Origin of the sequence: Mesorhizobium sophorae, assembly GCF_002270415.1 — a bacterium.
GTDB lineage: Bacteria > Pseudomonadota > Alphaproteobacteria > Rhizobiales > Rhizobiaceae > Mesorhizobium > Mesorhizobium sophorae.
In genome coordinates this window covers 56,420-72,793 of record NZ_NNRI01000011.1, presented here as the reverse complement: position 1 = coordinate 72,793, position 16,374 = coordinate 56,420, and the positions used below count along the sequence as shown (strand labels likewise).

Here is a 16,374-nt window from a genome sequence, read left to right as displayed (position 1 = left end):
TCTCCAAATGGCAATCAGGCCTTGCCGGGAACGGTGTTGATCACAGTCCCCCACGGGTCTTCGCGGGTTACCGGGCTGGTTGCATTGTCCGAACGCATCTCGACCCAGGCCAGACCCGCCCGGCTCGGATCGCGGCGGCCGGCGCCGGGGCTGCGCCAGGCATTGGCGCCGATGTGGTGGTGATAGCCGCCCGACGACAGGAACACCGCCTGGCCGCCATATTTCGCAACAGTGTCGAAGCCGAATTCCTGATTCCACCAGGCTTCGGCGTCCTCTGGCCTGCCAACGCGCAGATGGACATGGCCGACAATGCTGTTTTCCGGCGCGCCCTGCCAACCGGCGTCACCCGCCGGCACTTCGGCAACGATAGACGGAATGTTCAGCCGCTCGGTCGCCATGGCAATCTTGTCGCCATTCCACTTCCAGTCGTGCGCACGGCGGTCGGCGTAGATCTCGATGCCGTTGCCTTCCGGATCGGTCAGGTAGAGCGCTTCGCTGACCAGATGGTCGGAAGCCCCCTCGATGGCGATCTTGTCGGCAATGGCGTGGTTGATCCAGCGGCCGAGATCGGCGCGGCTGGGCAGCAGGAAAGCGGTGTGGAACAGGCCCGCACTTTGCGGATCGTCCGGCTTTGCCGCGGCATCCGCCTCGATGACCAGCAACGGACGGTTGCCGGCCCCGAGTGTGATCGCGCCATCGGCGCGGCTCAGTTCCTGTAGGCCGACGACGCTGCGATAATAGGCGGCAAGACTTTCAGCGTCGCGCGCCTTCAGCCCGACGCGGGCGACGCTGACGGGAGTGGTGGCGGCAAAAGGCAATTCGCTCATCAAATTCTCCGTTCGGCCGGCCGCGGTTAAACTTCCAAGGCAAAGAGCCCCACGCCGCCAATCATAGTACGCCGCGTAGGGTTCCCGCACACGGCTGTTTCTCTCTCCACACGACAAATCGTCGATCGGCATCGTTCACACAAGACTTGAAGAAGCGAACATCGTGTTCACTATTTGTGATCAAGAGCGCGATTCATGGCCGTTGCACGAAGCGACGCCGCTCGCTATTTCAGCGCCATGAAGGTCAAGGAAGCAGATATTCTCATCGTGCCGGGCTACACCAATTCCGGCCCGGACCATTGGCAGAGCCGCTGGCAGTCGAAGCTGTCGACGGCGCGCCGCGTCGAGCAGGCGGAATGGTCCAAACCGGTGCGCGAGGACTGGACGGCGAACGTGGCCAAGGCGGTCAACGAGGCCGAGCGGCCCGTTGTCATCGTTGCGCACTCGCTTGGTGTGGCCGCGGCAGTGCAGGCCATGCCGCAGTTCCAGAAGCCGGTCGCAGGCGCCTTCTTCGTGGCGCCGCCCGATGTCGCCAACCCCGGGATCAAGCCCCGGCACCTGATGACCTTCGGTCCTTATCCGCGCGAGCCGCTGCCGTTTCCTTCGATCGTGATCGCCAGCCGCAACGACCCGTTCTGCGCCTTCGATGTCGCCGAGGACATTGCCGGGGCCTGGGGCTCGCTGTTCATTGACGCCGGCGAGACCGGTCACCTCAACGCGGATTCGGGCTTTGGTCCGTGGCCCGAGGGCTCGATGACCTTCGCCAAGTTCCTGACCGATCTGAAACCCTGAGCTCTCTCAGGCGTCGATCGAATCCCTGACGCTCTTCAACAGGGTTTTTGCGCCGAGCCCGATCAGCGCGTGCTCCGAGCCCATGGCCAGCAGCCGATAGCCCATCGAGACGACGCGACCGGCAATTGCCGGCTCGACAACATAGATCGCCGCATGTTTTCCCGCCTTGCGGGTGCGCTCGGCGACCGACGCCACCGTTTCCATCATGCTTTCCAGCGTCGAATTGATGGTCGCGCCATTGCTCCAGGCGATCGAGAAATCCGACGGGCCGAGGAAGATGCCGTCGATGCCCGGCGTGTCGAGGATGCCGTCGAGCGCATCGAGGGCAGCACGCGTCTCGACCATGGCGAAGGCCATGGTGCGCTGATTGGTGTCGCGCAGCCATTCAGCCTGGTCGCCCTTGCCGTGGCGCGGAAAGGCATAGGTCGGGCCCCACGAGCGCTCGCCGAGCGGCGGATATTTCATGGCCGCGGCGAACAGTTTTGCATCGGCCACCGAGTTCACCATGGGCGCAATGACAGCCTCGGCGCCGAAATCGAGCGCGCGGCTTGCCATGTCGAAGCGGCCGACCGGAATGCGCACCAGCGCCGGCTTGTTTGCAGCGAGCACCGGCACCAGACCGCGCAGCACGCTGTCCTCATGATGGCCGCCATGCTGCATGTCGAGAGTGACGGCATCGAAGCCCTGCTTGGCGACGATCTCGACAGTCAGGGCATCCGGCACGCCGGACCATGCGGTGAACAGCGTTTCATCGGCTGCAAGGCGGGACTTCAGGGACATCTACGCTTTCCTCGTTAGGGATCGCAGTTTCAGCCGGAAACCGCTGCAAGGCAAAGAAAAACCGCCCGGATAGGTCGGGCGGTCGATTGGTCCAGCGTGTGGTCGGATCAGGTGTTCTTGATCTCCTTGATCGCCTGGGCCATCAGCTCGTCCATCGTGCGGCGGATCTGATGGTCCGACTGGTCGACACCGGCGTCGTCGAAATCCTTGCGTATCTTGCGGAACACGTCGTGATCGCCGGCTTCCTCGATGTCGGAGACGACCACTTGCTTGGCATAGGCGTCGGCGTCGGCGCCTGACTTTCCAAGCTTTTCGGCCGCCCACAGGCCGAGCGCCTTGTTGCGGCGCGCCAAGGCCTTGAACCGAAGTTCCTCGTCGAATGCGAATTTGCGTTCAAAGCCCTCTTCGCGATCCTTCATGCTGCTCATGGCATCCCTCCGATGGAAATCGATTCGCTGGTGATGACGTATATGTGTTGGGGAAGCACAAACCAAAAGGTCGCGAGCCGGTCAATACGCTTCGTTGCATGCTGCGCTGCGGCATTTCAGTCCCGAAAGCGGTTGATTGGAAGGATTTGCCGATTGAGCAAACGATGTGATTGGGATAGACCCGGCATTGAACCCTACAGTAGCCGCACTATTTCAGGCAGACGGACAGGAAATGGTCGATTGCCGCCTGTCTGGAACCCCAGAGAAAAAATCAGATGAAAAATCGCCGCCGCATTTATGAAGGCAAGGCCAAGATCCTCTATGAGGGACCCGAGCCGGGTACGCTCATCCAGTTCTTCAAGGACGACGCAACCGCGTTCAACAAGAAGAAGCATGAAGTCGTCGACGGCAAGGGTGTGCTCAACAACCGCATTTCCGAGCACATCTTCAACCATCTCAACCGGATGGGCATCCCGACCCACTTCATCCGCCGGCTCAACATGCGCGAGCAGCTGATCAAGGAAGTCGAGATCATTCCGCTCGAAGTGGTGGTGCGCAATGTCGCCGCCGGTTCGCTGTCCAAGCGCCTCGGCATCGAGGAAGGCACCGTCTTGCCGCGCTCGATCATCGAATTCTATTACAAGGCCGACGCGCTCGACGATCCGATGGTGTCGGAAGAGCACATCACGGCGTTCGGCTGGGCGAGCCCGCAGGAAATCGACGACGTCATGGCACTCGCCATTCGCGTCAACGACTTCCTCTCCGGCCTGTTCATGGGCGTCGGCATTCAGCTCGTCGATTTCAAGATCGAGTGCGGCCGCCTGTTCGAAGGCGACATGATGCGCATCGTCGTCGCCGACGAGATTTCGCCGGATTCCTGCCGTCTGTGGGACGTGGCGACGCATGACAAGCTCGACAAGGACCGTTTCCGCCGCGACATGGGCGGCCTCGTCGAAGCCTACCAGGAAGTTGCCCGCCGCCTCGGCATCATGAACGAGAACGAGCCGCCGCGCCCCACCGGCCCGGTGCTTGTTGCCTCGACCGATGGCGCCAAAGGCAAGCCGCACTGATAGCGGCTTGCGTCCCGATATTGAGAACAGGAGCATGTCCAGCGTGATCAAGGCCCGCATTACCGTCACCCTCAAGAACGGCGTGCTTGACCCGCAAGGCAAGGCAATCGAACACGCGCTGTCCGGACTGGGTTTCGGCGGCGTCGGCGCGGTGCGGCAGGGCAAGGTGTTCGACGTCGAGCTTTCCGAGACCGACAAGGCCAAGGCCGAGGCTGATCTGAAGGCCATGTGCGACAAGCTGCTGGCGAATACGGTGATTGAGAATTATAGTGTGACACTTACCTGAGGTTGTGTCGGAGGCACTATGTCGGAAGTCACGAATGAATTGATGTTCGAGCTTCTGAAGCGCGTGCATCACGAAATCGGTGAGCTTCGTCAGGATGTTTCCGAGACGAAACGAGAATTGAATGTGATGCGGGGCCACATGGTGGCAACGCAAAGCGATATCCACAATGTCTACGGCATTCTAGCCCGACAAGACGAGCGTCTTGAACGCATCGACAGACGTCTCGACCTGCGCGAACTTGCCGAAGCACAAAAGCCTTATGAGCCGACTTGACACCAGTTCGGCAATTGGGGCTGAAACCGCAATGCCGCCATGCCGAACGACACACAGATTTCAAAATTCATGAGCCTGGTCCTGCGACACGCGCCGCAGGAGGCAGGACTGTCGCTCGACGAAAACGGCTGGGCCGATTTCGACGCGCTCTGCGCGGTCATCCAGTCGAAGTTCGGCGCATCGGTCGCCGATGTTGCGCGCATCGTCGAAGAGAATGCGAAAAAGCGCTTTGCCATCGACGGCAATCGCATCCGTGCCGTGCAAGGCCATAGTCTCGATATCGATCTCGGCCTGCCGCCATCGGTGCCGCCCGATATCCTCTACCACGGCACCAAGGAAGAGTTTCTCCCCAGCATTCTCCGCGAGGGCCTCACCAGCCTGTCACGCCAGCATGTTCACTTGTCAAGGGACGTCGAAACAGCCCTGATCGTCGCCCGCGTCGCAATGGAAAAAGTGTTATCCTGCAGGTCGACTCGGCAACCATGACCAAGGACGGGGCGTCATTCTTTCTCTCCGACAACGGCGTCTGGTTGACCAACCACGTTTCACCCCGGTATCTGGTTCAGATGCTCGAACGGGAATTGCCATGAAATCCGCCGTCGTCCTTCTGCCTGGCCTCAACCGCGACCGCGACATGATCGCGGCGCTGACCAAGATTTCCGGAAAACCGCCGGTCACCGTCTGGCAGACCGATACCGAAATTCCGGATGTCGACCTGATCGCCATTCCCGGCGGTTTTTCCTTCGGCGACTATCTGCGCTGCGGCGCCATCGCCGCGCGCATGCCGGTCATGCGGGCGGTTGCCGAACAGGCGGCCAAGGGCGTGATGGTCATCGGCGTCTGCAACGGCTTCCAGATCCTGGTCGAGGCCGGGCTGCTGCCAGGGGCGCTGATGCGCAACACGTCGCTGAAATTCGTCTGCAGGCAGGTGAAGCTGCAGATCACCAACGCCAACACCATGTTCACCCGCCGCTACCAGCCGGGCCAGATCATCCGCACTCCGGTGGCACATCATGACGGCAACTATTTCGCCGACGCAGATACACTTGCCCGCCTCGAAGGCGAAGGCCAGGTGGTGTTCCGCTATGCAGACGGCACCAATCCCAACGGCTCGATCAACGATATTGCCGGCATCATCAACGAACGCGGCAATGTGCTCGGCTTGATGCCGCACCCGGAAAACCTGATCGAAGCAGCCCACGGCGGCACCGACGGCCGGGCTTTGTTCGAGGGCGCGCTTGGCATTGCTGCCTGATATCATCAAGGCGAACAGCCTGAAAACAGCCGGACATTCCAGCCCATTTTATTGGGTAAGTCCGCTTCATGAGGGAGAGAGACGGTCATGAAACTCTATTCGCGGCCGTTGTCGCCCTACTCGTCGATCGTGCGGGCGCTGGCCTACATCAAGGATGTACCGCTCAAGATCATCGCGCCGCCGCCCGGTTTTCCGATCCCGGAAGAGTTTCGCGCCATCTCACCGCTCAACCGGATTCCGGTGCTGATCACCGGTTCGGGTGAAACGATCGTCGAATCGGTGGTCATCGCCGAATATCTCGAGGAGCGCTTTCCGGAACCGGCGCTGCTGCCGCCCGATTCCAAGGACCGCGCGCTGGTGCGCATGTTTGCCCGCATCACCGATCTCGACGTGCTGACCCCGACGATGAAGCTTTTCGAGCTTCATTTCGTGCCCAAGCGAAACAATGCCGAGATCGACGCCCAGTTCGCCCGCCTGCACCACGGGCTGGCGGCGATCGAGGAACGCATGGCGCAAGGCCCCTTTGCGCTTGGCAACGACATCAGTTTCGCCGATGCGTGGCTGACGCCGACGCGGTTCATCTTCAACAATTTCCGGGCCATGACAGGACGCCACGACCTGCTCGACGCGTATCCCAAATTCGATGCCTACGAACAGATCGCCTCGCAGCATCCGGCATTGTCGCGTGTGTGGGGCGAGATGACCGACGGGTTGAAGATTTTTCTGTCCGAACTTGAGATGGGTGCTGCTTGAGCAGGAGCAAGACGATCGCCCTGGTAGCGGCCGCGGGTTTCGCCCTGGCATCCTGCCAATCGAGCCCGAAGAGCGCACCTGTCCCCTCGGGCAAAAGTGCCTCGTTGCTGGCCATGGAACAGGTGGCGATATCGGCCCACAAATGCTGGATTGCCAGCAAGGACCCGGCCTTTAAGCAATATCAGATGGCCAACGAACTGAATTCGTTCAGCGGCACGCCGCGTTTCCTGCTGGTGCCGGCCAAACACTATGGCGGCAAACCGTTGCTGGTCGTGCAGGCACAAGGCAATTCAAGCCGCGTCGACGTGTTCGGACCGCTGATGAATGACCCGCTCGGCGCGCGCATCGGCTCCGACATCGCCCGCTGGCAGGCGGGTAATCCCTCCTGCGCGGCGGCCGCATAGGGCAATGGGCCGGTTCCTGCAGATTGCGGGTCTGGTCATCGGTCTGGCCGGACTCGTCCTGCAGTTCTGCATCAGCATTCCGGCGTCGATGGAAGCTGGCCGCAGCCTGCTCGGTTCCATCATCTTCCTTTTCAGCTTCTTCACCATCCTGACCAATATCGGCGCGGTGCTCGTCCACACTTCGCTGCTGTCGTCCACCGGCTATGCATGGCTGCCTGCCTTCGCGGGATCACGGATGCGCGCGGGCATCGCTGTTTCGATCGCACTTGTGTTCATCGTCTATGCGAGCGTGCTGGCGCAGCTCTGGCAGCCACAAGGCCTGTTCCTGCTCTGCGACGTCCTGCTGCACTATGTGACGCCGGTGCTGTTCGTGCTGTGGTGGCTGGTCGCAGGCGCCGACGGTAGGACCAGATGGAGCGACATCTCATGGTGGATGCTCTATCCCGTGGCCTATCTGATCTATGCCCTGGCGCGGGCGCCGTTTGCCGGCGAGGTGCCCTACCCCTTCCTCGATGTCCCCAAGAATGGCGCAGCCAGCGTCGCCATCTCGGCGGCGGCCATCACCGGGCTTTTTCTGGTGCTGTGCGTGGTCGCCGTCGTCGTCGACCACGGCGTTGCTCGCATCAGAACATCGAGCGTCCGTTAGTCAAGCGGACTCCGGTCCCGTTTCTTGGGATGGTCAGTCCCAGAACGGCCTGATGGCCTCGCGGTGGGCATCGCAGCGCGAGACACCGATATCCTTGAGCTGATCATCGGTCATCTCAACCAATACCAGCCGGCTGCGCCGGCGCTCCAGCAGATAGTCGATCCATTTCGCCAGCGACCGGACCACATGCACCAGACGGCCGGCAAAGCCGCGCCGGCCCGATGGGCGTGTCGATTGACCCGATGACTCGGCTCTCGAATGGCTGATTGTCGCGATTGTATTCATTTTCTTTCTACCAGAGTTCCAAATTGCACCCTTTTTAGCGCGTGACTGATATGTATTGACTCACAATTCGGTGCAATATAGAAAATTGTCACCATGACAAGTTGGCTTCCAGATCTCACCGCCGGCTCCGGGCCGCTGTATCAACGGCTTGCGGATTCCATCGAAACGGACATCGACCGGGGGGTGATCGATGCGGGGGCAAAGCTGCCGCCGCAACGCGATCTCGCCTACGACATCGGCACCACCGTCGGCACGGTCGGCCGGGCCTACCAATTGCTGCGCGAACGCGGGCTGGTGAGCGGCGAAGTCGGGCGTGGAACCTATGTGCTCGGCCAGCGCGGCGATGATGCGAGGCCGAGCTCGCTGGCCCCAGACGTCACCGGCGAAGGCACACGCCATATCGATGCACCGCGCGGCAAGCTGCGTTTCGACAGCACGGCCGCGCCCGACATCGGCCAGGGCGCCATAGTCGCCGATGTCCTGACGCGCGCGGCGCAGGATTATCCGCATGAGATTTCAAGCTACACGCGGGATTTTCCGGACCGCTGGTATGAAGCCGGCGCCCGCTGGCTGTCGCGCAATTCGTTTCGCCCGAACGCCGACGCCATCGTTCCAACGCTGGGCACACATGCCGCAGTGATGGCGGCGATCGCAGCGCTGACAACGCCCGGCGATTATGTCGCCTTCGAGCACCTCACCTACTCACAGATTTCCCGCAGTGCCGGCCTGATCGGCCGACGCACCGCGCTGGTGGCGTCGGATGACCAGGGCATCGACCCGGCCGATTTCGAGCGCGTCTGCGCGCAAAAGCATCCCCGAATGATCTTCCTGATGCCGACGGCGCAGAATCCCACGCTGGTGACATTGTCGGCGGCGCGCCGCGAGGCGATCGCGCGTGTCGCACGCGAATACAATGTCGTTCTCATCGAGGACGATCTCTACGGCAACCTGACCGATGATCCGACGCCGCTGCTGGCCGAATACGCGCCCGAACGCACCATTGTCGCCGGCGGCCTGTCGAAATCGGTCGCGGCGGGTGTGCGCGGCGGCTGGCTGTCCTGCCCGCCCGCCTATCGCCATCGCATCCGCGTCGCCCACAAGATGATGACCGGCGGCATGCCTTTCCTGCTGGCGGAGGTGAATACAAGGCTGGTGATGTCCGGCCAGGCGGACGAGATACGCAAACGCAGTATCACCGAAATCGGCGCCCGGATTGCCATCGTGCGCCAGACGCTGGCCGGATTCGCGTTCAAGTCACACGAAAAGGTTCCCTTTGTCTGGCTGACCCTGCCCGACCCCTGGCTTTCCGGCACCTTCAAGAACGCTTGTCTCGAACATGGCGTTCTGATCGACGACGAGGACGAGTTCAAGGCCGGCCGCTCCGAGCAGGTTTTCCACGGCGTCCGCTTCGGCGTTTCACAGCCGAGGCAGCGCAAGGACATTGCCGAAGGCGTCGCGGTCATCAGGCGTCTGCTGGATGAGGGCCGCGCCGGCTACGACAGCTTCTCCTGAGCCGTGAGGCGTCTTGTCGCGAGGGATCGCTGCCTGCTCGGGATCGGCCTGCGGCTTTGTCCGGCTTTCGCGCGTTTTTCGTCGATTCATGGGGTGTATCGGCCGCAAGGCTTGCGATAAGACGGGACTCAAATCCCAACGCTCCGGATACAAACCGCCGCCCATGACCATTTCCAATTCCGTGCCGATCACCCCCGAGCTCATCGCCGCGCATGGGCTGAAGCCCGACGAGTACCAGCGCATCCTCGACCTCGTCGGCCGCGAGCCGAGCTTCACCGAACTCGGCATCTTCTCGGCGATGTGGAACGAGCATTGCTCGTACAAATCCTCGAAGAAATGGCTGCGCACCTTGCCGACCACGGGCCCGCAAGTCATCCAGGGTCCAGGCGAGAATGCCGGCGTGGTCGACATCGGTGACGGCGACTGCGTCGTCTTCAAGATGGAGAGCCACAACCATCCCTCCTTCATCGAGCCCTACCAGGGTGCGGCGACCGGCGTCGGCGGCATCTTGCGCGACGTCTTCACCATGGGCGCACGGCCGGTCGCGGCGATGAATGCGCTGCGCTTCGGCGCGCCCGACCACCCCAAGACCAGGCACCTGGTCTCTGGCGTGGTTTCCGGTGTCGGCGGCTACGGCAATGCCTTCGGCGTGCCGACGGTGGGCGGCGAGGTCAATTTCGACGCCCGCTACAACGGCAACATCCTGGTCAACGCCTTTGCGGCCGGCATAGCCAAGACAGACGCCATCTTCCTGTCGGAAGCCAAGGGCGTGGGCCTGCCGGTCGTCTATCTCGGCGCCAAGACCGGCCGCGACGGCGTCGGCGGCGCCACCATGGCGTCGGCCGAATTCGACGACAAGATCGACGAGAAGCGCCCGACCGTGCAGGTCGGCGACCCCTTCACCGAAAAGTGCCTGCTGGAAGCATGCCTCGAACTGATGGCCTCAGGCGCGGTCATCGCCATCCAGGACATGGGTGCGGCCGGCCTCACCTGCTCGGCGGTCGAGATGGGCGCCAAGGGCGATCTCGGTATCGAGCTCGACCTCGACAAGGTGCCGGTGCGCGAAGAGCGCATGAGCGCCTATGAGATGATGCTGTCGGAAAGCCAGGAGCGCATGCTGATGGTGCTGCGCCCCGAAAAGGAAAAGGAAGCCGAGGCGATCTTCCACAAATGGGGCCTCGACTTCGCCATCGTCGGCAAGACCACCGACGATCTGCGTTTTCGCGTGCTGCACCAGGGCGACGAGGTCGCCGACCTGCCGATCAAGGATCTCGGCGACAAGGCACCGGAGTATGATCGCCCCTGGGTCGAACCCAAAAAACCGGCGCCGCTTGCCGCCAACGACGTTCCGCAGGCCGATGTCGCCGAGGCGCTTTTGAAGCTGCTCGGCGGACCGGACCTATCGTCGCGCCGCTGGGTGTGGGAGCAGTACGACACCCTGATCCAGGGCAATTCGCTGCAGCTTCCCGGCGGCGACGCCGGCGTGGTGCGCGTCGACGGCCATGCCACCAAGGCGCTCGCCTTCTCCTCCGACGTGACGCCGCGCTATTGCGAGGCCGACCCCTATGAGGGTGGCAAGCAGGCGGTGGCCGAGTGCTGGCGCAACCTGACTGCCACCGGCGCGCTGCCGCTGGCGGCCACCGACAATCTCAATTTCGGCAACCCGGAACGGCCTGAGATCATGGGCCAGCTGGTCGGCGCGGTGAAAGGCATCGGCGACGCCTGCCGCGCGCTCGGCTTCCCGATCGTCTCAGGCAACGTCTCGCTCTACAACGAGACCAACGGCCAGGGCATCCTGCCGACGCCGACCATCGGCGGTGTCGGCCTGATCGCCGACTGGTCGAAGATGGTGCGCACCGGTTTTGCGGCGCAGGGCCAGATGATCCTGCTGGTCGGCGCGCCCGCTTCCTGGGGAACGCATCTTGGCCAGTCGGTCTATATGCGCGACATCCATGGGCGCAGCGACGGTCCGCCGCCGCCGGTGGATCTCGAGCATGAAAAGCGCGTCGGCGACCATGTGCGCGCTCTGATTGCATCCGGCATCGTCACGGCGGCGCATGACGTATCCGACGGTGGCATCGCCGTGGCGCTGGCTGAGATGGCGATGGCGTCGGGCATCGGCGCCACGGTTCCCGGGCTTGTCGGCACCGACCCGATCCCGGTCTGGTTCGGCGAGGACCAGGGCCGCTATCTCCTGACGCTGTCGATCGATCCGGATAGCGATGAATGGGACGCCATTCGCAAGCAGCAAGGCGAACTCGGCATCTTCGCGCCGTGGATCGGTTCGACCGGCGGCAGCGCGCTGAAGCTTGGCGAGGCGTGGGCGATCCCGGTCGGCGAACTGAGCGTGGCGCACGAAGGCTGGTTCCCCCGCTTCATGGATCAGGCCAGTTGAGCAGACTGGCTGCCCGGGCACTGCTTGCAGTCGTTTTCTGGCCGTCGCTGTTCTTCTTCTGGTTCCTCGGGCCGTTCGTCCTGTTCCTGCTGTCGACGACCTCGAGCGAGGTTTGCGCGCGGCTGGAAACACGTGCCGAGTTCCTCGCCGCGGCCAACGGCACCATTCCGATGCTTGTCGTCCAGAACTTCATCTACGCGGTTCCGATCGTTTGCCTGGTGTTGTGGGGCCGCCTTGTGCCGGATCCGGCACGGGCAAGGCATATTGTCACCTGCATCAAGCTTTTCCCCGCGGCGATGGTCGTTGGAGCGCTGTGGGAATATGGCTCCTCGCTTGTCTGCGATGGCTACGGCCAGCCATTCTTCTCGCCCGCCTGGCAAATGACGAGCTATCTCCCCATCGTCAGCCTGATAATAAACTTTCCGCTCTATGTCCTGGCCTTCAGCCTTGGCCGCACCTTTTCGACGCGCGAGGATGTGGGCGAGGACGAAGCACGCCCACCAGCCTAAGTCTGCTTCTGAGGCCCCAGGACCTTCTTGCCGGTGGCAAGGACTGAACGGCTTCAATCCGGACCCGAAAGGCTTTAGGCTCACCCGACTCTTATCTTAAGGCCGACCATCGGCCGCTCGAAACAGGATTTTGCCATGGCAATGGATGCCCACGACATCGAAAAACTGATCAAGGACGGCATTCCGGACGCCAAGGTGACGATCCGCGATCTAGCCGGTGACGGCGACCACTACGCGGCCGAGGTGGTGGCCGAGAGCTTTCGCGGCAAGAGCCGCGTGCAGCAGCACCAGATGGTCTATGACGCGCTGAAGGGCAATATGGGCGGCGTGCTGCATGCTCTGGCGCTGCAGACAAGCGTTCCCGACTAACCCGCACCAGAACAAGACCGCTTGACCGGCAGCAGCGAAGACCGCTTGGCCCAAAACGGCCCATCGTTTGCGCCATTTCAGCTAGGGCACGGCTAACGTCTTGTTTCGAGCAATCGTTGGGTTTATTTGAAAGGTATGTTTCGAGCCTGACTCCCACAGGCGGGAAAGGATATTTTATGAGCGGCATCAACGACTACATCGACAATGAAGTGAAGGGCAACGACGTCGTCCTTTTCATGAAGGGCACGCCCGGCTTTCCGCAGTGCGGATTTTCCGGCCAGGTCGTCCAGATCCTCGACTATATCGGCGCCGACTACAAAGGCGTGGACGTGCTGACCTCGGCCGAGCTGCGCCAGGGCATCAAGGAATATTCCAACTGGCCGACGATCCCACAGCTTTACGTCAAGGGTGAATTCGTTGGCGGCTGCGACATCATCCGCGAGATGTTCCAGGCAGGCGAACTGCAGACGTTCCTCGTCGAGAAGGGCGTCGGCGTCAAAGGCGCCGCCTGATTTCTGTTTTTGTATGAACTGAAAATCGACGTCGATTTCGGTTCATGCACCAGGCGCCCGGGCAGCCCCACCTCGGCAATTAATATGTCTCGGATACCGGGACCAAGACGAGCCAATGCGCCGGCCCGCCGGCGCGTTTTCGTTTGAGAGATCGGACTTGCCGTGGACCAGCCAACAGTAGCGCCGCTATCGGCAAGTAAACTGCCCATTCCGCGCTGGGAGTTCATCGCGCTGTGCGCCGCGCTGATGGCGCTGAACTCGCTGGCCATCGACATCATGCTGCCGGCCCTGCAACAGATCGGCGCCTCGCTCGGCGTCGAGAATGAAAACCATCGGCAGTATGTCATAACAGCCTATATTCTGGGCTTCGGCGGCGGCCAGCTCTTTTTCGGTCCGCTCTCGGATCGTTTCGGACGTCGTGCGCCGCTGGTTGCCGGGCTGGTGATCTATGTCACCGCGGCTGCAGCGGCAGCTGTTGCGCCAAGCTTTGAAACACTTCTGCTGTGCCGCGCCGTGCAAGGCATTGGCGCTGCCGCCACACGCGTCATCGCCATCTCGATCGTGCGCGATACGTTCGACGGCCGTCGCATGGCCGAGGTGATGTCGCTGATCTTCATGGTGTTCATGGCGATACCCGTCATTGCGCCGGGGATCGGCCAGTTCATCATGCTGTTTGCAAGCTGGCACTGGATCTTCGTCACCATGGCTGTCGGCGCGCTGATCGTGTCGGCGTGGTCGCTGCTGCGCCTGCCCGAGACGCTGCATCCGGAGTATCGCAGGCCGCTGACGGTTTCATCCGTCGTCGGCGGCTTCCGCATCGTTCTGACCAACCGCATGGCGCTCTGCTACGCCTTCGCCAGCACTTTCATCGTCGGCGCCATGTTCGGCTTCATCGCTTCGGCGCAACAGATCTATGTCGACGTCTTCAATGTCGGCGAGATGTTCCCGGTGATCTTCGCCGGTGTCGCCGGCGTGCTCGCCTTTTCCAACTATTTGAACTCACGCCTTGTCGGCCGCATCGGCATGCGCCGACTGTCGCAGAGCGCGCTGCTGCTGTTTTTGACCATCAGCATGGTCTGGCTGGTGGTTTCCCTGGAAATGAAGATGCCGCTCTGGCTGTTCATCACCCTTTTTGCCAGTGCCATGCTTCCGTTCGGTGCGCTCGGCGCGAATTTCAATGCGCTCGCCATGGAACCGCTCGGCCAACTGGCCGGCACGGCGTCATCCATACTGGGCTTCATGCAGACCTTTCTCGGCGGCATTCTCGGCACGCTGATCGGCCAAGCCTTCAACGGCACGGTAACGCCATTGGCCGCCGGCTTCTGCAGCGTGTCGGTGGCAGCACTTCTGATGATCCTGATCGCCGAACGCGGCAAGATGTTTCAGCCACACAACCCGCCGGTTTGAGGCGACCCCCGCACGGGAGCCGTGCGACTACTCAGCCCAGAGTTCGTGACGCAGGACCTGCCAGCTTTCCCTATCCGGCGCGACAAGCAGACCGCCGCCGACATGCGACGGCAGATAGGCGCTGCCGTCGAAACGCGCGGCGTGGCCGCTGGCCTCGACATGGATCAGCACACCGGCCAGATGATCCCACGGCATCAGCTTGTTGTAGACGACGAAATGAGCATGGCCGCTGGCCAAGAGGCGATATTCGTGCGCCGCGCAGCGATAGGCGAATTGCGACAGGATCTTGGTCTGGTTGCGCGCCAGCCGCGACCGCTCCGGTTCGGGCATGTATTGCCAGGAGACAGAGCCGGTCATTTCCGAGATCGGCGCGGGCGCCGCGACGTGCACCTTTTCCAGGCTGCCATGCGCGTGCCGGATATGGCTACCGGCGCCCTTGGCGCCGATCAGCCAGTCCTTGCCGACCGGATCGTGGATGATGCCGGCAACCGTCTCGCCCTTGACCACCACCGCCAGCATGACGCCGAACAGCGGCACGCCGGACGCGAAATTGAAGGTGCCGTCCACCGGGTCGATGACGAAAGCAAGATCGGCATCGCCCAGGCCATCAAGCAGCGCCGGATTGTCGGAACAGGCTTCTTCGCCGACCACCATCGCCGAGGGATAGCGCTTGCGCAGCGTGGCGGTGATGAGGCGCTCGGCATTGACGTCGGCCTCGGTCACCAGGTCGGCGGCCGAGGTCTTCTGCCGGATGTCGCCCTCGCCCAACCTGCGAAAGCGCGGCATGATCTCGACCTCTGCCGCCTCGGCCAGAATGCCGGCCAGCCAGTCGATCGCGGTGTCGTCAAATGTCATTGGAAACATCTTGCCTGGTGGTGAGGGTGTCGTTGAGAGCGGCGAAGTCGAACAGTTTTCTGTCGAGCAGGTGCGACGGCCTGGTGTTGGACAGCGCGCGGATCATGGTGTCCTTGCGGCCGGGCATGCGCTTTTCGATATCCTCGAGCATCGCCTTCATTGCGTTGCGCTGCAGGCCTTCCTGACTGCCGCAGAGATCGCAGGGAATGATCGGGAACCGCATCGCCGCGGCGAACTTCTCAAGGTCGGTTTCGGCGCAGTAGCTCAGCGGCCGCAGCACCATGACGTCGCCCTCGTCGTTGAGCAGTTTCGGCGGCATGGCAGCGAGACGGCCGCCATGGAACAGGTTCATGAAGAAGGTCTCCAGAATGTCCTCGCGATGGTGGCCAAGCACCAGCGCCGAGCATCCCTCTTCCCGCGCGATGCGATAGAGATGGCCGCGCCGGAGACGCGAGCAGAGCGAGCAATAGGTGCTGCCCTCGGGCAGCTTGTCGGTGACGACGGAATAGGTGTCCTGATACTCGATCCGGTGCGGTATGGCGTGGCTGTCGAGATAGTCCGGCAGGATGTGTTTGGGGAAATTCGGCTGGCCCTGGTCCAGGTTGCAGGCCAGCAAATCGACAGGCAAAAGCCCGCGCCATTTGAGATCGAGCAGCACGGCGAGCAGCCCGTAGGAATCCTTGCCGCCCGACAGCGCTACGAGCCAGCGCTGGCCGGGCTTGACCATCGAGAAATCCTCGATCGCCTGACGGGTGAGACGCAGCAGCCGCTTGCGCAATTTGTTGAACTCGACCGAGGACGGCACATCGGCAAACAGCGGATGGAACCCGCCTTCGCCGTCGGCAATCGGTTCAAGCGTTTCGATGTCTGGCAGCATGTTCATGGCATGTCGCTTTCGGTGGACACTTTGTTCGGAGCAATTCCGGGCGGAAAACCGGTTCCCACTTTTCCTGGAATTGCTCGGAGCGCCCGGATTAGCGGACATGGCAGACAAAGAAAAGGCCGCCTCGACGGGC

20 protein-coding genes and 1 pseudogene are annotated in these 16,374 nt (G+C 62.2%); 15 read left to right on the top strand and 6 right to left on the bottom strand.

Features of this window, described 5'->3' with window-relative positions; all coding sequences use genetic code 11:
• Positions 1-14: 14 nt before the first annotated feature.
• Positions 15-827 (bottom strand): VOC family protein, encoded by an 813-nt coding sequence (locus CGZ66_RS16960; protein ID WP_095085496.1) that lies wholly within the window; start codon positions 825-827, stop codon positions 15-17.
• 237 nt (positions 828-1,064) lie between these two features.
• Here CGZ66_RS16960 and CGZ66_RS16955 point away from each other — a divergent pair, with 237 nt between their 5' ends.
• Positions 1,065-1,619, top strand: a complete 555-nt coding sequence (locus CGZ66_RS16955) for an RBBP9/YdeN family alpha/beta hydrolase (protein WP_095085693.1) — start codon at positions 1,065-1,067, stop codon at positions 1,617-1,619.
• Between the two features lie 6 nt (positions 1,620-1,625).
• Here CGZ66_RS16955 and CGZ66_RS16950 read toward each other — a convergent pair whose 3' ends face one another.
• Both CGZ66_RS16950 and CGZ66_RS16945 read right to left on the bottom strand, forming a co-directional pair.
• Entirely contained in the window at positions 1,626-2,399 is a 774-nt protein-coding gene (locus tag CGZ66_RS16950) for an HpcH/HpaI aldolase family protein (RefSeq protein ID WP_095085493.1), read from the bottom strand.
• Positions 2,400-2,506: 107 nt separating this feature from the next.
• Positions 2,507-2,827, bottom strand: a complete 321-nt coding sequence (locus CGZ66_RS16945; RefSeq protein WP_095085491.1) for a DUF1476 domain-containing protein — start codon at positions 2,825-2,827, stop codon at positions 2,507-2,509.
• Between the two features lie 275 nt (positions 2,828-3,102).
• Between CGZ66_RS16945 and purC the strand changes: the two genes are divergently transcribed.
• The 8 genes and pseudogenes from purC to CGZ66_RS16905 all read left to right on the top strand — a co-directional run bounded on the left by purC (position 3,103) and on the right by CGZ66_RS16905 (position 7,514).
• Complete coding sequence (purC, locus tag CGZ66_RS16940) at positions 3,103-3,897, top strand: phosphoribosylaminoimidazolesuccinocarboxamide synthase (RefSeq protein WP_095085488.1); 795 nt, start codon at positions 3,103-3,105, stop codon at positions 3,895-3,897.
• Between the two features lie 43 nt (positions 3,898-3,940).
• Positions 3,941-4,183: a phosphoribosylformylglycinamidine synthase subunit PurS gene (gene purS, locus CGZ66_RS16935; protein ID WP_095085690.1), complete on the top strand. Its 243-nt coding sequence runs from the start codon at positions 3,941-3,943 to the stop codon at positions 4,181-4,183.
• Positions 4,184-4,201: 18 nt separating this feature from the next.
• Positions 4,202-4,456 carry a hypothetical protein gene (locus tag CGZ66_RS16930; RefSeq protein ID WP_095085485.1) on the top strand — a complete coding sequence of 85 codons (255 nt, stop codon included), beginning with the start codon at positions 4,202-4,204 and terminating at the stop codon, positions 4,454-4,456.
• Between the two features lie 39 nt (positions 4,457-4,495).
• Positions 4,496-5,046 (top strand): annotated as a pseudogene (locus tag CGZ66_RS16925) (RNA 2'-phosphotransferase).
• Positions 5,043-5,711 (top strand): phosphoribosylformylglycinamidine synthase subunit PurQ, encoded by a 669-nt coding sequence (gene purQ, locus CGZ66_RS16920; protein WP_095085482.1) that lies wholly within the window; start codon positions 5,043-5,045, stop codon positions 5,709-5,711. The pseudogene CGZ66_RS16925 and the gene purQ overlap by 4 nt, the downstream one beginning before the upstream one ends.
• Positions 5,712-5,798: 87 nt before the next feature.
• Entirely contained in the window at positions 5,799-6,464 is a 666-nt protein-coding gene (locus tag CGZ66_RS16915) for a glutathione S-transferase family protein (RefSeq protein WP_095085469.1), read from the top strand.
• A complete protein-coding gene (locus tag CGZ66_RS16910; RefSeq protein WP_095085467.1) occupies positions 6,461-6,868 on the top strand; it encodes a hypothetical protein in 408 nt (135 codons plus the stop codon). The genes CGZ66_RS16915 and CGZ66_RS16910 overlap by 4 nt, the downstream gene beginning before the upstream one ends.
• 4 nt (positions 6,869-6,872) lie before the next feature.
• The gene (locus tag CGZ66_RS16905) at positions 6,873-7,514 is read left to right on the top strand and encodes a Pr6Pr family membrane protein (RefSeq protein ID WP_095085464.1); all 642 of its coding nucleotides are present in this window, start codon (positions 6,873-6,875) and stop codon (positions 7,512-7,514) included.
• A gap of 33 nt (positions 7,515-7,547) precedes the next feature.
• Here CGZ66_RS16905 and CGZ66_RS16900 read toward each other — a convergent pair whose 3' ends face one another.
• On the bottom strand, positions 7,548-7,799 hold the full coding sequence (locus tag CGZ66_RS16900; RefSeq protein ID WP_095085449.1) for a DUF1127 domain-containing protein: 252 nt from the start codon (positions 7,797-7,799) through the stop codon (positions 7,548-7,550).
• A 93-nt stretch (positions 7,800-7,892) separates the two neighbouring features.
• Here CGZ66_RS16900 and CGZ66_RS16895 point away from each other — a divergent pair, with 93 nt between their 5' ends.
• The 6 genes from CGZ66_RS16895 to CGZ66_RS16870 all read left to right on the top strand — a co-directional run bounded on the left by CGZ66_RS16895 (position 7,893) and on the right by CGZ66_RS16870 (position 14,503).
• On the top strand, positions 7,893-9,311 hold the full coding sequence (locus tag CGZ66_RS16895; protein ID WP_095085446.1) for an aminotransferase-like domain-containing protein: 1,419 nt from the start codon (positions 7,893-7,895) through the stop codon (positions 9,309-9,311).
• Between the two features lie 163 nt (positions 9,312-9,474).
• Positions 9,475-11,706, top strand: coding sequence for a phosphoribosylformylglycinamidine synthase subunit PurL (gene purL, locus CGZ66_RS16890; RefSeq protein ID WP_095085436.1), 2,232 nt, complete (start codon positions 9,475-9,477; stop codon positions 11,704-11,706).
• On the top strand, positions 11,703-12,215 hold the full coding sequence (locus tag CGZ66_RS16885) for a hypothetical protein (protein WP_095085433.1): 513 nt from the start codon (positions 11,703-11,705) through the stop codon (positions 12,213-12,215). Before purL ends, CGZ66_RS16885 begins: the two co-directional genes overlap by 4 nt.
• A 135-nt stretch (positions 12,216-12,350) precedes the next feature.
• Positions 12,351-12,584: a BolA/IbaG family iron-sulfur metabolism protein gene (locus CGZ66_RS16880; protein WP_010909092.1), complete on the top strand. Its 234-nt coding sequence runs from the start codon at positions 12,351-12,353 to the stop codon at positions 12,582-12,584.
• Between the two features lie 176 nt (positions 12,585-12,760).
• On the top strand, positions 12,761-13,096 hold the full coding sequence (gene grxD / locus CGZ66_RS16875; RefSeq protein ID WP_095085430.1) for a Grx4 family monothiol glutaredoxin: 336 nt from the start codon (positions 12,761-12,763) through the stop codon (positions 13,094-13,096).
• 162 nt (positions 13,097-13,258) lie between these two features.
• Positions 13,259-14,503: a multidrug effflux MFS transporter gene (locus CGZ66_RS16870; RefSeq protein ID WP_095085427.1), complete on the top strand. Its 1,245-nt coding sequence runs from the start codon at positions 13,259-13,261 to the stop codon at positions 14,501-14,503.
• Between the two features lie 27 nt (positions 14,504-14,530).
• Here the strand turns inward: CGZ66_RS16870 and CGZ66_RS16865 are convergent, their stop codons facing one another.
• Positions 14,531-15,358: an inositol monophosphatase family protein gene (locus CGZ66_RS16865; protein ID WP_095085424.1), complete on the bottom strand. Its 828-nt coding sequence runs from the start codon at positions 15,356-15,358 to the stop codon at positions 14,531-14,533.
• Complete coding sequence (ttcA, locus tag CGZ66_RS16860; protein WP_095085421.1) at positions 15,348-16,241, bottom strand: tRNA 2-thiocytidine(32) synthetase TtcA; 894 nt, start codon at positions 16,239-16,241, stop codon at positions 15,348-15,350. Before ttcA ends, CGZ66_RS16865 begins: the two co-directional genes overlap by 11 nt.
• Positions 16,242-16,374: the final 133 nt, after the last annotated feature.

What these genes read in the sequence shown, in the direction of transcription:
- CGZ66_RS16960 (WP_095085496.1), bottom strand. Translation starts at nt 827, where the DNA reads ATGAGCGAATTGCCTTTTGCCGCCACCACTCCCGTCAGCGTCGCCCGC.
- CGZ66_RS16955 (WP_095085693.1), top strand. Translation starts at nt 1,065, where the DNA reads ATGAAGGTCAAGGAAGCAGATATTCTCATCGTGCCGGGCTACACCAAT.
- CGZ66_RS16950 (WP_095085493.1), bottom strand. Translation starts at nt 2,399, where the DNA reads ATGTCCCTGAAGTCCCGCCTTGCAGCCGATGAAACGCTGTTCACCGCA.
- CGZ66_RS16945 (WP_095085491.1), bottom strand. Translation starts at nt 2,827, where the DNA reads ATGAGCAGCATGAAGGATCGCGAAGAGGGCTTTGAACGCAAATTCGCA.
- purC (WP_095085488.1), top strand. Translation starts at nt 3,103, where the DNA reads ATGAAAAATCGCCGCCGCATTTATGAAGGCAAGGCCAAGATCCTCTAT.
- CGZ66_RS16930 (WP_095085485.1), top strand. Translation starts at nt 4,202, where the DNA reads ATGTCGGAAGTCACGAATGAATTGATGTTCGAGCTTCTGAAGCGCGTG.
- purQ (WP_095085482.1), top strand. Translation starts at nt 5,043, where the DNA reads ATGAAATCCGCCGTCGTCCTTCTGCCTGGCCTCAACCGCGACCGCGAC.
- CGZ66_RS16915 (WP_095085469.1), top strand. Translation starts at nt 5,799, where the DNA reads ATGAAACTCTATTCGCGGCCGTTGTCGCCCTACTCGTCGATCGTGCGG.
- CGZ66_RS16905 (WP_095085464.1), top strand. Translation starts at nt 6,873, where the DNA reads ATGGGCCGGTTCCTGCAGATTGCGGGTCTGGTCATCGGTCTGGCCGGA.
- CGZ66_RS16900 (WP_095085449.1), bottom strand. Translation starts at nt 7,799, where the DNA reads ATGAATACAATCGCGACAATCAGCCATTCGAGAGCCGAGTCATCGGGT.
- CGZ66_RS16895 (WP_095085446.1), top strand. Translation starts at nt 7,893, where the DNA reads ATGACAAGTTGGCTTCCAGATCTCACCGCCGGCTCCGGGCCGCTGTAT.
- purL (WP_095085436.1), top strand. Translation starts at nt 9,475, where the DNA reads ATGACCATTTCCAATTCCGTGCCGATCACCCCCGAGCTCATCGCCGCG.
- CGZ66_RS16880 (WP_010909092.1), top strand. Translation starts at nt 12,351, where the DNA reads ATGGCAATGGATGCCCACGACATCGAAAAACTGATCAAGGACGGCATT.
- grxD (WP_095085430.1), top strand. Translation starts at nt 12,761, where the DNA reads ATGAGCGGCATCAACGACTACATCGACAATGAAGTGAAGGGCAACGAC.
- CGZ66_RS16865 (WP_095085424.1), bottom strand. Translation starts at nt 15,358, where the DNA reads ATGACATTTGACGACACCGCGATCGACTGGCTGGCCGGCATTCTGGCC.
- ttcA (WP_095085421.1), bottom strand. Translation starts at nt 16,241, where the DNA reads ATGAACATGCTGCCAGACATCGAAACGCTTGAACCGATTGCCGACGGC.